Source organism: Neptunomonas antarctica (assembly GCF_001305295.1).
Lineage (GTDB): Bacteria > Pseudomonadota > Gammaproteobacteria > Pseudomonadales > Balneatricaceae > Neptunomonas > Neptunomonas antarctica.
Window position 1 is genome coordinate 134,623 of the sequence record NZ_LJSI01000054.1, and the last position, 14,164, is coordinate 148,786.

Genomic DNA, 14,164 nt, shown 5'->3' on the forward strand with positions numbered 1-14,164 from the left:
TTGGACTGTAGAGAAGCGTAGTGCAAAAAAATCATTTGTTTAAATCATCACTCATTAATACTCCTCTATCAACAACCTTTTTATACCCTTTCAATTACCACTTCATCACTATCATCGCGAACAAACTGACAAGCCCTTTTATTTTGCAGTGCAACATTTTAAAACAAGCCGCACTAAAAAGGTGCTTAAACACGCTTCATTAAATTTATAAAATAGACAATTTAGATAAAAAATATCCATATATTTCAATAATATAAAAATTAATTTAATTATTGGAACATTTTATGCTTCCTCTAAATTAACAGAGTAAATAAACATGATGATACATCAATATAAAGTAGCACCTATAAAGATCACTACTTTAAGAAACCATCAGCAGTTGCGTAATATCAATTAGAGAGAGGAAATATTATGTCTTATTTAGTGCCGTCTGAATTTGTCACGAAAATGGTGGATGCCGGTGAATCTAAGGTTCACATGTCGACTCGGGATACGTTGATCAGAGCCTATATGGCAGGTGCCATCTTGGCACTGGCTGCTGTTTTCGCCATTACCATTGCGGTGCAAACCGGTGTCTTTTTGATTGGCGCTATTTTGTTCCCTGTTGGTTTTTGCATGCTCTACCTCATGGGATTCGACCTACTCACCGGCGTCTTTGTTCTGACCCCGCTGGCTTTGATTGATAAACGCCCAGGCGTCACCGTCAATGGTGTACTGAGGAACTGGGGGCTGGTATTTTTAGGCAACTTCGCGGGCGCTCTAACGGTCGCGGTGATGATGGCGTTTATTTTCACTTACGGCTTTAATACCGATCCTGGTGCGGTGGGTAAAAAAATCGCTGCTATCGGTGAAGCACGTACGTTAGGTTATGCGGAATACGGCGCAGCGGGATGGTTCACTATTTTCATACGCGGCATGTTATGTAACTGGATGGTTTCACTCGGTGTAGTCGGTGCGATGATCTCTACCTCGGTAAGCGGTAAAGTGATCGCGATGTGGATGCCTATCATGCTCTTCTTTTTTATGGGATTTGAGCACTCTGTGGTGAATATGTTTCTCTTCCCGTCCGCTATGATTATGGGCGGTGAGTTCTCTATCATGGATTACCTCGTCTGGAATGAGATTCCAACAGTCTTAGGTAACTTAATTGGCGGTCTGGCATTCACGGGATTAACGCTTTACACCACCCATATAAGAACAGCAAAAAACCGCGCCAGTGCTCCAGAATTTAATTCCCGCCTCGCTTAAATTTTTCCGATAATAGCCTCAGCCATATAATTTGGCTGAGGCTTTTGGCAGAAGATATGAAAAATCAGTTAAAAGTATCCGTCGGCCAGTGTTCTGATAAAGGCAGAAAAGAATCCAATCAGGACTTTCATGGGTTTTACCGACCCAACGAGCCACAACTGAGCTCGAAAGGTATCGCATTTGCCATGGCCGACGGCATAAGCAGCAGCCAAGTGAGCCATATAGCCAGTGAAACGGCGGTAAAAAGTTTCTTAGATGACTACTTCTGCACCTCTGAAGCCTGGTCCGTTAAAAACTCAGCTCACCGAGTGATAACAGCGACTAACTCTTGGCTGCATTCACAAACCAGACAGGATCAGCTGCATTACGACAAAGATAAAGGCTATGTGTGTACTTTAAGCGCCCTGGTGATCAAATCCACAACGGCTTATCTGTTTCATGTGGGCGATACGCGTATTTATAAGTTGCATGATAATGCGTTGGAACAGCTAACCAAGGATCATCGGCTTTGGGTCTCTCAGGATAAAAGCTATCTAAGCAGAGCGTTAGGTATCGAACAGGAACTTGAACTCGATCACCTCTCTCTTCCGCTAAAGACAGGTGACATTTTCATAATGGCAACTGATGGTGTATATGAGCATGTTGACGCACAATTCATCATCAACACACTGCAACAAAAACCAGACAGTCTGGATGAAGCCGCCAAGGTAATCCTCAACCAGGCATACGAACAAGGTAGCCAGGATAACCTGACCATCCAAATTATCCGTATCGATGATTTACCCCTGCTAAACTCCACAGAAATTCAGCAGCAGATTGATGAACTTCCGTTTCCTGATATATTACAAGCAAGGGAAAATTTTGACGGCTATACGATTTTACGTGAGGTGCATGCCACCAGCCGCAGCCATATCTATCTGGCACTTGATGAAGAAACCAATACGCACGTCATATTAAAAACACCCTCCATTGACCTTCGCAGCGATCCAGCCTATCTGGAACGTTTCCTGATGGAAGAGTGGATTGCCCGACGCATCAGCAGCGCACATGTTCTGAAAGCAGGCCTGCCAACCCGTAAACGTAACTACCTCTATACCGTGACAGAATTTGTCGATGGTCAAACGCTGGCACAATGGCTGATCGATAACCCTAAACCCGATCTCGAAACAGTACGCAGCATCATTGAACAGGTAGCCAAAGGTTTACGAGCACTGCATCGTATGGAAATACTGCATCAAGACTTAAAGCCAGACAACATCATGATCGATAATACCGGTACGGTTAAGATCATTGATTTTGGGTCTGCCCGAGTAGCCGGCGTTGTTGAAGCCACCGTCACTATTGAGCAAAACGATATACTCGGAACCGCCTTATACACCGCACCAGAATATTTTCTGGGCGAAGCGGGATCACAACGTTCAGATTTATACTCGCTGGCCGTTATCACCTATCACATGATATCGCGTGAATTCCCTTATGACACACAGGTTTCTAAATCCAGAACGATAGCCGCACAACGTCGTTTAACATACAACTCGGTATTAAATGAAGAACGTGAAATTCCGGCGTGGGTTGATGAAACACTCAAAAAAGCCCTCCATCCAAACCCGTATAAACGCTACGAATCACTATCAGAATTTCTATTTGATCTGCGCCAGCCAAACAAAGCATTTTTGAATAAAACACGCCCGCCTATCATGGATCGAAACCCTGTTGTTTTTTGGCAAAGTATCTCTTTGATTCTGTCAATTATCATTGCTGCATTGTTGATAAGGTAAAGGCTGATCAGGTAAAGAGCGGTCGATAAATATCCTGACGTTCGGGAATCATTACCCTTAAATAAACACAAAAAAGGTATTTAATATGATCAGTCATCGTGATGAAGTAACCCAAATGATTTTATCTGCCAAAGTACTGAAAGGCATCAAATGGTGCGACGCCGCTAAGGCTATCAAGCTGTCAAAAGAATGGACCACAGCGGCCTGCCTTGGACAAATGACGTTTAATAAATCGCAGGCTGAAACTATTGGAGAATTATTCGGTTTATCTGATGAAGCCATCGCCTGGCTACAAGTGGCTCCTTATAAAGGATCACTAGCAACAGCAGTACCTACGGATCCTTTAATTTATCGCTGGTATGAAGTCGTCAATGTATACGGCAGCTCTATTAAAGAACTGATCCATGAAGAATTCGGGGACGGAATAATGAGCGCTATTGATTTTTCAATGGATATACAACGCGAAGAAAACCCGAATGGGGATCGCGTCAATGTAGTATTGTCAGGTAAATTCCTACCCTATAAAAGCTATTAAGGCGTTCGGGTTTTCCGACTTTCCAGATAAGATGATTGCATGGTCTAATAGACGAATATATATCTGTTAATTCAGATCTTATATTCCTACTTATGTACTTAAACACACTTATCAGACGAGATTCTCTATGCGACGTGGCAGATTTCCTGAGCAACCCGCTACTCCCCTTAACTGGCAGGTTCTAAAGGTTATCTGGCCTTATCTACTTGAATACAAGCAACGCGTTAGCATTGCACTGGGATGCCTGATTTTGGCAAAAATTGTCAGTGTCGTCGGGCCCTTCTTACTCAAGCATATTGTCGATACGCTCGACGGGGCATCGTCAAAAGGCACAGAATTGATTCTGGTCCCCGTGGGTTTACTGCTGGCTTATGGTCTGGCTCGCTTATTAAACGTCTTACTCGGCGAGATACGTGACACTCTATTCGGGCGGGTGACTGAACGGGCCATGCGGCGTCTCGGCTTGCAGGTTTTTCAGCATATGCATGCGCTGGATCTGGACTTTCATCTGAATCGCCAAACCGGTGGAATTTCGCGAGATATAGACCGGGGCACCAACGGCATTAGCTTTTTGATGCGCTTTTTTATCTTCAATATCGTCCCCACACTGCTCGAAATCGCCATGGTGATCGGCATACTCTTTTATAATTACGGTATCAGTTTCGCTCTGATTACACTGTCAGCCATCATTGTTTATATCGCTTTTTCGATTGTGACGACGGAATGGCGAACCCAGTTTGTGCGGGAAGCCAATCTGGCGGATTCAGCCTCTAATACCCGCGCTATCGATAGCTTACTCAACTACGAAACCGTCAAATACTTTACCAACGAAAGCTTCGAAGCTAAGCGCTACGACGGCGAGTTGCAAAAATGGGAGCTGGCGCGTCGCAAAAACCGTCTGTCACTCTTTACGCTTAACGCCGGACAAGCGTTAATCATCGCGGCGGCGACCACCAGTATGATGTGGCTGGCCGCCGTGAAGGTCAGCACGGGTGACATGACACTGGGCGACTTTGTACTGGTAAACGCTTTTATGATTCAGTTATTTATGCCACTGAACTTTCTCGGTTTCGTCTATCGTGAAATTAAAGGGTCCATGGCCAGCATTGAGAAAATGTTTGAGCTATTAGATGTTAAACCCAAGGTAACTGATATCGAGAATGCAAACGACCTCGTATTAAGCCTAGGTCGAATCACCTTTAATGACGTCTCGTTCCATTATGCAAAAGAGCGCCCTATTCTTAACAACGTCAGTTTTAGCATAGAGCCGGGACAAAAAGTGGCGGTGGTGGGTGCCAGCGGTGCAGGTAAATCCACACTGGTAAAATTACTGTTTCGTTTTTACGATCCCAGTAGCGGCAACATCAGTATTGATGGTCAGGATGTTCATAATATCAGCCAACTCTCATTGCGTAAGGTGATAGGCATCGTTCCTCAGGATACCGTACTGTTCAATGATACAATCTTTGAAAATGTACGTTACGGCCGCCCGGATGCCAGCGATGAAGAGGTACGCGAAGCGATCCGAATGGCATACCTGCAGGACTTTATTGAAGAGCTTCCTCAAGGAGTTGGCACTATCGTCGGCGAACGTGGATTAAAGTTATCGGGTGGTGAAAAACAACGGGTAGCGATTGCACGCACTATCCTGAAGCGACCGCCCATTATGGTTTTTGATGAAGCAACCTCATCTTTGGATAGCCGCTCTGAGCAATCAATTCTAGCAGCCATCAGAGAGATAGCCGTTAATCACACCAGCTTAGTGATCGCCCATCGCCTATCGACTGTCGTCGATGCCGATAATATTATTGTGCTAGATCACGGCAAGATTGTCGAACAAGGCAGGCATCAACAACTGCTTGAGCAACAAGGTTCTTACGCACGCCTATGGCAAATACAACAGCAGCAGCCTTGAGCTCGTTAAAGAGCCTTGAGCTATTTAACGAGCCTTGGCTCTTTCAAAGAGCTTTGAGCAGCGTTTACCAGCTAATAAATGCCTACATCAAGACCCGCTGACATGGTCATTCCCAGCTCTTCACATTGCTCAAGAAACGACGCTTGCCAGTCTCCTCGACATACCAACGGCGGCTGAATCCAGCTCCATCGTAAACCAGTGCAGATAGTTTCTACGGCACGGCAAGTACCCGTGCCATCATTTCCTGCACGCACATACAAAGCACAAGGCAACCCTTGCTTTGCTTCCAGACAGGGATAATAGCAGCGATCAAAAAAATCTTTCAGCGCACCGCTCATATAACCCAGATTTTCTGTTGTACCCAGAATAATGGCATCGCAGGCCAAAACATCGTCTGGTGTCGTTTCTAACGGCGCAATCCAGCGTGCTTGTACCTGTTCAATATCCGGATGCTGCGCGCCTTTTAAAACGGCTTCGGCCATTAGGCGTGTATTTTCAGAGGGAGCATGTGCCACAATCAGCAGTGTTTTCATCATTTTTACACTTTCACTAGAAAATTCGTTTAACTCGACATTACACTAAATAAGCGTTGACGGTTCAGCACATTTTACGGTGTTGCCGGTCAGTATATTTGAGTACACATCATAAATTAGTTGTTAAATCCGAGACCTGAAAATAAATAACAAAACGGTCTTCAAATCAAAATCGATTTATGATTAAACTTTAAGGAGCAGAAGTGTCAAACTATTACCTTTTTTACAATAGCTGTCCTACACTAGACATAATGTTACCCCTAAATAGAACTCCTAAATAGAACGCCACTGATAGGTACTGGAACGATGTTAAAAACTAAAAAAATATTATCTACGTTCGCACTTATCGGCACCTCACTGAGTATCTTTGCGTCCCTACCTGCAGCATACGCCAGCACATCTGAGCGCACTTTATATAAGCAGGCTAAAGTGGCTTTCGACAAAAACGATACCGCACTTGCCGACAAGCTAATCGTGCAACTCAGGGACTATCCACTGGTTCCCTATCTGCACATTAAGCAATTCAAAAGAGACATTTCTCAACTGAATGACAATATCATCAGTAAATATATACAGGACAACAAGACCACACCGTTCGCGGATGACGCTCAACGCGTTCGGCTAGATAATATGATGGAGCAACAGCGCTGGCAGTCATTTACCCGCGCCTATAATGAGTTTCCGCTTAAACGCAATCGATACCTATGCGGATTAGGTTATGCGCAATTGCAAGCCGGACATAAAAAAGAGGCATTCCAAACCGCACAACAACTGTGGGAAGTCGGACATTCTCAAGATGCAGCCTGCGACCCGCTGTTTGCAGAGTGGATGAAAGAGGGTCATCTAACTTCAGATGTAGCCAACCACCGCTTCTGGAATGCTATACAGGAAAAAAACTTCGCACTCGCTAAATATATTGAGCGCTTCCTGAGCGACCCTACCCATAAAAAAGAAAGTGAGCTATTTTGGTCGGTTAAAGCAAAACCAGAATTGTTAAATGATGTTGCCTTGCTATCAAAACAAAATCCACATCACGGGATAATGGCAGCGTATGGTATCCGTCAAATAGCCCGCAAAGATATTAGTCAAGCGACAGATCTATGGTTGCGTGACCGTACAAGGTTAAGCATAGACAAGCCTACTCTTGATAAACTTAACGAGTATTTCGGGCTGCGCTACGCCAAAGGCTTTCGAGATAATGCCGTTGAAATACTCGCTAAGCTCGATCCTGATTTTACTTACGAAAAACTCACTGAGTGGCGCATCCGCCTTGAGCTGGCGAAACAGGACTGGCAATCGGCGCTTAATCTGATCGAGAAGCTTCCCGATACGCTAAAAGCAGATGGCCGTTGGGTATACTGGAAAGAAACCTCCAAATATCGCCTGAATCCTAAAAGCTACCAAGCCAATTATGCCAGCGTCGTAAAAGAAAGAAGCTTTTATGGTTTTCTGGCATCTGAGCTTTCCAGCGATCCCTTCTATCTCAACCACCAACCTTCTGGGGTGACTAAAGAACAAAAAGCAATACTAAGCAAACTTCCTGCAGTCATGCGCATGAAAGAATTACTGGCATTTGATTATCAATATGCGGCTCGCGTGGAATGGAACTTCCTGAACAAACAGCTTGCTGCTAGTGATCAGCTGGCCTTAGCGCATATTGCCTATGACTGGGGCTGGTATGATCAGGCGATACGTGGCGCATCCCGCCTTAAAGCCTGGAATGATCTGGATATTCGATTTCCTAACCCTCACCCTTCACTCTTTGAAGAGCTCGCTAACGAACGCGGAATATACCAAACCTGGGCTATTGCTATTGCGCGCCAGGAAAGCGCTTTCCACTTACAAGCACGTTCCAGAGTAGGCGCCCGTGGTTTGATGCAATTAATGCCTGCCACCGCAAAACAGACAGCGAAAAGATTTGACGTTAACTATACAAAACCCGATCAGTTATTTATCCCACGAACTAATATAGCATTAGGCACAGCATACCTTGCCCAGGTACTCGGCACTTTCGAAGGGAATCGTGTTTATGCGACAGCTGCTTATAATGCGGGCCCTCACCGTGTTAAACGCTGGCTAAAAGAGCGTGGAGATGTTCCTCTGGACGTATGGATAGAGACCATTCCATTCGATGAAACCCGAAATTATGTACAAAATGTATTAGCCTTCAGCGTCATTTATGATGTTATGGCATCAAGAAGCACAACACTGTTTAACACACAAGAGTCAGCCTCGTTTGCTCTGAACTACGGTAATAAATCAGCTCGTCCATCGACGCTTTAATACTGATGACTGAGTTAATAACGACCGAGCTTATCGACATTGGCGTTAATCTGACAGATAAACGTTTTCGCCATGATATAGATGAGGTTATTGCCCGGGCAAAAGCATCGCGTATAAGCGCGATGCTCATTACGGGTACATCGCTGGAGTCGTCACGACAGGCCATTGCCCTCTGCAAGGAAAACCCTGGTTATCTTTATGCGACAACAGGTATTCACCCCCATGACGCTTCTTCCATGTCCGATCACACAATGGAGGAACTCTACAAGCTCAGCCAGCAGCCTGGTGTCGTTGCTATTGGTGAAACGGGCCTCGATTTTAATCGGAATTTTTCTACTCCCGAAGAACAGATAGCCGCATTTGAGCGGCAAATCGATCTGGCTATAACAACGAAACTGCCGCTGTTTTTACACGACAGGGAAGCAACTGAGACACAAATCAAGATACTCAAACCTGTAATCCGGCAACTTGAAGGGGCCGTTATTCATTGCTTTACCGGTGACAAAGCAGCCTTATTTGGCTATCTGGACTTAGGGCTTTATATTGGCATTACAGGCTGGATCTGTGATGAACGACGCGGACTGTCACTTAAAGCACTTATAAAAGAGATCCCTCACGATAGATTACTACTTGAAACGGATGCTCCTTACCTGCTTCCGAGAGACCTGCCAATAAAGCCCAAAAAAGGCCGCAATGAACCCGTTTACTTGCATCATATTGCAAGGACGATTGCGCAGCTCCGAGGGATTACAATAGAAGAGTTATCGACCCAGACCACGAACAACACCAAACGACTCTTTAACGTCTGACGGTCTGTAACCCTTAGCCGCTAATCCATCAGTTATGATTATTTATTAATGAAGAGCCGTAATTGATGAGCATCAAACGGCCAGTCTAACTCTGCATTTGTTTGCTCGTTTTGTAACACAGGTATACGTTCGCCATAGGTTTCAAGTAATTGATCATCATAAGCAATATCAATCACATCTATCTGATGCAGCCCAGGATCAAGACTGGAAACAAGCAACGCTTCTGCCTGCTCACACAGATGACAAGCTTGCGTACTAAAAAGTAAAAAACTCTTCATAAAGCCTCAAAATTCAGTCGAATATTAGGATGTTTTTATACGGATTATGCCATTCCTGCTCACCTTACGCCTAGCCATCCATGCTAACCTTTCAGCCAGATTAAGCGTTTAGTCATACTGATTGTTTTACAACATATCGACGCTATGATTGATGAGCATCATACAACTAAGCAAGGCTAAAGGACTATTATGATCTGTTGTATATGACTTGCATGCCTTGTAGTAGCAAGGATATGCTAAACGTCAGTAATTTTATTGTCACAGAAAACTGTAATCATTAATCTGGAAACGTCACATCGACACCTAGGTATTAGCTGGGCAAATCAGCAGATTTCAGCATAAAGGTAGTTTCATGGAAAAAAATATTAACGACAAGCTTACGAATCCTCAAGAGTTCATTAACTACGTCAACCAGGAAACCCAAAAGCTTCTCGAAAACTATACCACTGCAGGTGGGGATGATGTTTTCAGCCAGTTCACTCAATCATGGTCTGAACTAGCAACACGCTCTGCTGAGGATCCAACGGTCTGGATCAAAGCAATCACAGATTACCAGCAAGCTCAAATGAGCATGTGGAAAAATTTGTTATCAGGACAGTCTGTTATAAAACCGGTTGCCGAACCGGCTAAAGGCGACCGCCGTTTTAATGCAGAAGAATGGTCAACAAGCCCGGTTTTCAGCTATATCAAGCAATCATATCTGCTTGGCTCTGGTATGCTGCAGAATATGGCTTCTAAAGCTAACCTGTCTGAAACAGAACAACGTAAACTTGAGTTTTATACTCAACAGTACATTGATGCAATGTCTCCTACTAACTTTGCTATTACTAACCCTGAAGTTTTACAGCAAGCTCTTGAAACTAAAGGCCAAAGTCTGGTAGATGGCTTACAGAACCTGCTCGGCGATATCGAGAAAGGCCGCATCTCGATGAGCGATGAAAGTGCTTTTGTTCTAGGCGAAAATATCGCTACGTCTGAAGGCGCTGTTGTTTTCGAAAATGAGATGTTCCAACTGCTTCAGTACAAGCCGCTAACTGAACAAGTATTTGAAAAACCGACATTAATTGTCCCTCCTTGTATTAATAAATTCTACATTCTGGATCTTCAGGAACATAACTCCTATGTGAAGTTCTGTGTAGAACAAGGTCAAACGGTATTCCTGATCTCCTGGGTTAACCCGACTATTGAACAGGGTAATATCAGCTGGGATAACTATGTAGGCGATGGTGTTCTAAAAGCCATTGACGTTGTTAAAGAGATTTCAGGTTCACCCAAAGTCAACACCGTCGCTTGGTGTATCGGTGGTACGCTTGTTGCTTCAGCATTAGCTGTTCTTGCACACCGTAAGGATACCAGTGTTGCATCTGCTACCTTCCTGACAACACTGACCGATTTCAGGGACCCTGGTGATCTGTGTGTATTCCTCGACGAACAACAAGTCAAAAAACTAGAAACCAAGGTCAATAACCAGGGTTATCTATCCGGTAAAGAGCTTGCCACTTCGTTCAACATGTTACGTTCGAATGACTTGATTTGGTCTTATGTAGTGAATAACTACCTGAAAGGCCAGACACCTCCTCCATTTGATATTCTATATTGGAATGGTGACTCAACTAATCTACCAGCAGAAATGTACACTTATTACATCACAAAGATGTATGTTGAGAATAAACTGGTAGAAAAAGATGCACTGACTATGTGCGGATCTCCAATTGACTTAGGACGTATCAAGACACCTTGTTACTTCCTATCTACTATTGATGATCACATCGCACCTTGGAAAGGCACCTATACAGGAATGGAAAACTTCGGTGGCCCTATAGAGTTTGTTCTGGGTGCAAGTGGACATGTAGCCGGCGTTATTAATCCTGCGTCAAAAAATCGTCGAAACTACTGGGTTAAAGGCGAGCAAGGAAAAGGCTCTGACCATTGGCTCGACACAGCTGAAAGCGTTGAAGGTTCATGGTGGCCAAACTGGTCAGAATGGCATAAACGTCGTGCTGGCAAAAAAATTGATGCACCGAAAGAATATGGAAATGCAGAGCATAAAGCGATCGAAGCAGCGCCAGGCCGTTTCGTCACAGTTCGTATTGAATAAATAATTAGTGCTTTATAAAAGCCTCTGCACTGCAGGGGCTTTTTTTTGTTTTCACTTCTGTGGTTGCATTCACCTATCGCTACTCCTATGATCTCCTTCGCTTATTGGGATACTGCGTACCCATACTACTCGTCTTTTTTCAGAGATTTGATTGTTGAAACAATACCGCCTCTGGCAGGAATCAAAAATCCTGCTGTCATTAGGCTTGCCTATTATGCTGACGCAATTAGCGCAGGCATCCATGGGTTTTGTCGACACCCTTATTGCAGGACAATACAGTACGCTTGATCTGGCGGCTGTCGCGCTTGGATCAAGCATCTGGCTACCTATTTTTTTAGCAGCCACGGGAATCCTGATGGCAACTACGCCGCTGGTCGCTTTTGCTATGGGGTCGGAACGATCGGATAAAGTGCTGAGTATTTTCAGGCAAGGGATCTGGGTCGCATTAACGTTAGGCATAGTCAGCGTATTTTTATTAAATTCGACAACATGGATTCTTGAATTCATGAAAGTCGAGCCTCATCTAGCCGCAAAAACACAAGCCTATCTGCACGCCATCTCCTGGGGATTTCCTGCTCTCATGCTTTACCAATTATTCAGAAGTTATTTTGAAGGACTCGGTAAAACACGCCCTGCCATGCATATTGCTTTTGCCGCATTACTACTTAACATACCGCTAAACTATATCTTTGTTTTCGGGAAATTGGGGATGCCCGAACTGGGCGCGGCAGGTTGTGGCTGGGCCAGCGCGCTGGTAATGTGGTTAATGCTGATCTGCGGCTGGTTAGCGCTGAAGCATAAACCTCAACTGAAACTACCTCATGCAACTACGGCCAGATGGCTGGATATCGCCGCCCTTTTTAACTACCTGAAGCTTGGCGTTCCTATGGGCTTTGCCATCCTCATCGAAACCAGCATGTTTTCAGTTATTGCTCTACTACTTGCCCCATTAGGCACGGTTATCGTCGCAGCACACCAAATCACGATGACCTTTACCGGTTTGATTTTTATGATCCCACTCAGCATAGCCATGGCTTGTACCATTCGTATTGGTCAGCTATCGGGCGCAGCAAAACCGCATGATGCCTGGTTTAGCGCCAAGATAGGCGTACTGATTACCAGCAGTATTGCAGTGTTCACCAGCATCGCAATCTGGCTACTAGCCAGCCAAATTGCGCAAATTTTCACGACCGAAAAAAATCTTATTGAGCTTGCCGCCAATCTATTATTGATTGCAGCGCTCTTCGGAATATCCGATGCGCTTCAAGTGACGGCGGCAGGCGCTTTACGCGGCTACAAAGATACCAGCATTCCTCTACTCATTGTGTTTATCGCCTATTGGGGCATTGGCCTGCCACTAGGGTACATTCTAGGTCTTACCGATTGGCTTACGCCGGCCATGGGCGCCGCCGGTTTCTGGTATGGCTTAGTTATCGGCCTCTCGGTATCCGCCGTATTATTACTTATCAGGCTCCGGCGTGTCGCGAAACAGTCCTGCCGTTAATTTTTGCTTATATTTAGCGGCGCTACTTTTTCTCAGCGCCTGCAGCCGGGTGTCCGAAGAACAAACCCTGATGCAAACCTATGCCAATCGCGTCGCTTATGTGCTTGATGAGCCCCCACAATGGAACACCGAACAACTAACAATACCCGCGCTACCCGCCCAACGACAACGCTTTCAGAAAGCCACTGATATCAGTGAAGGATTACTTGATGTTCTCGATTTAGGGAGGTGCGACTTGCTATCATTAATTGCGTCAAGAAACAGCTCGCTAGGCAAACTGGCAGCCCCTTCGCAGAGGCTGAGCTACGAAATTCAATTCTATGTGAAAATTCGTCAATGCTTAACATTAGCTGTGAATGATCCAACGATAGAAGTTGATCTAAAAAAACGTATTGAAAAAATTGTTACTATCAAACGAGACAATATGCCTTTAATAGTCTGGAATGCCCTTTATACAGGCAAAGAGATTGATGCATCGCTTGCCATGAATCAGCCGCCCCTTCCTTTCATTCAATCAGACCATACGGCCACCCTACAGGCGCTGAAAAAATTATCCTTTATTGTGAGCAGCGTATTTCATCCGACCGAAACTACTGAAAAATCATTATTCGTTAACTTAAATAGCCTAGAGAAAAACTATGAGTCTATTTATCGTGACCCACTTGGCACCCCGTTATTAAAATCACTCGTATTACTTGAAACAACATTCAATAGCGTATCAGATAGTATTGACAACCGACTAGCACGCAGAGCCATGTGCTTTGATAACATGCGCAACCCACAGGCTGACGTACTCAAAAACGTCTTTTTAGAATATTACGCCCATCAAATTCAACCTTACATGGCTCAGGTTCAGCGTATTGGATATGAGTGGTTCAGCACCCATGAAAAAATGCTCTCTTTTTTGTCCGTACCAGAGGAAATTAAAAAATATACTGATCAGGTTTTCATGACGGATACTGACATCAGTGTCTGGAAACGCTATATTAGCGCCCGAAATAGACATACAGAGGCTTGGCATAGAATCCTTACACAATGCAATTTAATGCCTTCCCTATCCGACTAAAAAAATTCCACCTTGTAAAAGTGCACTATTTCTACCATGCTGAATCCACTACTTCTCCTGCACAGGGCACGCCGTGCTGAATAACCCCTTCTCCATTATCGAAAAGAGACGGCCCAC

The 14,164-nt window shown here is 44.6% G+C and carries 11 protein-coding genes; 9 read left to right on the top strand and 2 right to left on the bottom strand.

The features are described from left to right. Nucleotides 1-411: 411 nt before the first annotated feature. The 4 genes from Nant_RS19820 to Nant_RS19835 all read left to right on the top strand — a co-directional run bounded on the left by Nant_RS19820 (nucleotide 412) and on the right by Nant_RS19835 (nucleotide 5,476). Complete coding sequence (locus tag Nant_RS19820) at nucleotides 412-1,248, top strand: formate/nitrite transporter family protein (protein WP_054343410.1); 837 nt, start codon at nucleotides 412-414, stop codon at nucleotides 1,246-1,248. A 56-nt stretch (nucleotides 1,249-1,304) separates the two neighbouring features. Next, the gene (locus tag Nant_RS19825) at nucleotides 1,305-3,026 is read left to right on the top strand and encodes a bifunctional protein-serine/threonine kinase/phosphatase (protein WP_054343411.1); all 1,722 of its coding nucleotides are present in this window, start codon (nucleotides 1,305-1,307) and stop codon (nucleotides 3,024-3,026) included. A gap of 85 nt (nucleotides 3,027-3,111) precedes the next feature. Next, a complete protein-coding gene (cynS, locus tag Nant_RS19830) occupies nucleotides 3,112-3,561 on the top strand; it encodes a cyanase (protein WP_054343412.1) in 450 nt (149 codons plus the stop codon). 127 nt (nucleotides 3,562-3,688) lie between these two features. Then, a complete protein-coding gene (locus Nant_RS19835; RefSeq protein ID WP_054343413.1) occupies nucleotides 3,689-5,476 on the top strand; it encodes an ABCB family ABC transporter ATP-binding protein/permease in 1,788 nt (595 codons plus the stop codon). 71 nt (nucleotides 5,477-5,547) lie between these two features. Here the strand turns inward: Nant_RS19835 and Nant_RS19840 are convergent, their stop codons facing one another. After that, the gene (locus Nant_RS19840; protein ID WP_054343475.1) at nucleotides 5,548-6,009 is read right to left on the bottom strand and encodes a flavodoxin family protein; all 462 of its coding nucleotides are present in this window, start codon (nucleotides 6,007-6,009) and stop codon (nucleotides 5,548-5,550) included. Between the two features lie 306 nt (nucleotides 6,010-6,315). Between Nant_RS19840 and Nant_RS19845 the strand changes: the two genes are divergently transcribed. Both Nant_RS19845 and Nant_RS19850 read left to right on the top strand, forming a co-directional pair. Further along, nucleotides 6,316-8,292, top strand: coding sequence for a transglycosylase SLT domain-containing protein (locus tag Nant_RS19845; RefSeq protein ID WP_054343414.1), 1,977 nt, complete (start codon nucleotides 6,316-6,318; stop codon nucleotides 8,290-8,292). Nucleotides 8,293-8,297: 5 nt separating this feature from the next. Then, entirely contained in the window at nucleotides 8,298-9,101 is an 804-nt protein-coding gene (locus Nant_RS19850; RefSeq protein ID WP_054343415.1) for a TatD family hydrolase, read from the top strand. Between the two features lie 38 nt (nucleotides 9,102-9,139). Here the strand turns inward: Nant_RS19850 and Nant_RS19855 are convergent, their stop codons facing one another. Continuing rightward, on the bottom strand, nucleotides 9,140-9,379 hold the full coding sequence (locus Nant_RS19855) for a glutaredoxin family protein (protein ID WP_054343416.1): 240 nt from the start codon (nucleotides 9,377-9,379) through the stop codon (nucleotides 9,140-9,142). A 352-nt stretch (nucleotides 9,380-9,731) separates the two neighbouring features. On the opposite strand from Nant_RS19855, the gene Nant_RS19860 reads away from it, so the two are divergent. From Nant_RS19860 to Nant_RS19870, 3 genes are all read left to right on the top strand, one after another. Further along, nucleotides 9,732-11,477: a PHA/PHB synthase family protein gene (locus Nant_RS19860; RefSeq protein ID WP_082400423.1), complete on the top strand. Its 1,746-nt coding sequence runs from the start codon at nucleotides 9,732-9,734 to the stop codon at nucleotides 11,475-11,477. Nucleotides 11,478-11,631: 154 nt separating this feature from the next. Then, the gene (locus tag Nant_RS19865; protein WP_238377202.1) at nucleotides 11,632-12,981 is read left to right on the top strand and encodes an MATE family efflux transporter; all 1,350 of its coding nucleotides are present in this window, start codon (nucleotides 11,632-11,634) and stop codon (nucleotides 12,979-12,981) included. Further along, the gene (locus Nant_RS19870) at nucleotides 12,956-14,047 is read left to right on the top strand and encodes a DUF3080 family protein (RefSeq protein WP_054343417.1); all 1,092 of its coding nucleotides are present in this window, start codon (nucleotides 12,956-12,958) and stop codon (nucleotides 14,045-14,047) included. The genes Nant_RS19865 and Nant_RS19870 overlap by 26 nt, the downstream gene beginning before the upstream one ends. The last annotated feature ends 117 nt before the right edge of the window (nucleotides 14,048-14,164 follow it).

Excerpts from the sequence above, each read along its gene's own strand:
- Nant_RS19820 (WP_054343410.1), top strand. The coding sequence starts at position 412 with ATGTCTTATTTAGTGCCGTCTGAATTTGTCACGAAAATGGTGGATGCC.
- Nant_RS19825 (WP_054343411.1), top strand. The coding sequence starts at position 1,305 with ATGAAAAATCAGTTAAAAGTATCCGTCGGCCAGTGTTCTGATAAAGGC.
- cynS (WP_054343412.1), top strand. The coding sequence starts at position 3,112 with ATGATCAGTCATCGTGATGAAGTAACCCAAATGATTTTATCTGCCAAA.
- Nant_RS19835 (WP_054343413.1), top strand. The coding sequence starts at position 3,689 with ATGCGACGTGGCAGATTTCCTGAGCAACCCGCTACTCCCCTTAACTGG.
- Nant_RS19840 (WP_054343475.1), bottom strand. The coding sequence starts at position 6,009 with ATGAAAACACTGCTGATTGTGGCACATGCTCCCTCTGAAAATACACGC.
- Nant_RS19845 (WP_054343414.1), top strand. The coding sequence starts at position 6,316 with ATGTTAAAAACTAAAAAAATATTATCTACGTTCGCACTTATCGGCACC.
- Nant_RS19850 (WP_054343415.1), top strand. The coding sequence starts at position 8,298 with ATGACTGAGTTAATAACGACCGAGCTTATCGACATTGGCGTTAATCTG.
- Nant_RS19855 (WP_054343416.1), bottom strand. The coding sequence starts at position 9,379 with ATGAAGAGTTTTTTACTTTTTAGTACGCAAGCTTGTCATCTGTGTGAG.
- Nant_RS19860 (WP_082400423.1), top strand. The coding sequence starts at position 9,732 with ATGGAAAAAAATATTAACGACAAGCTTACGAATCCTCAAGAGTTCATT.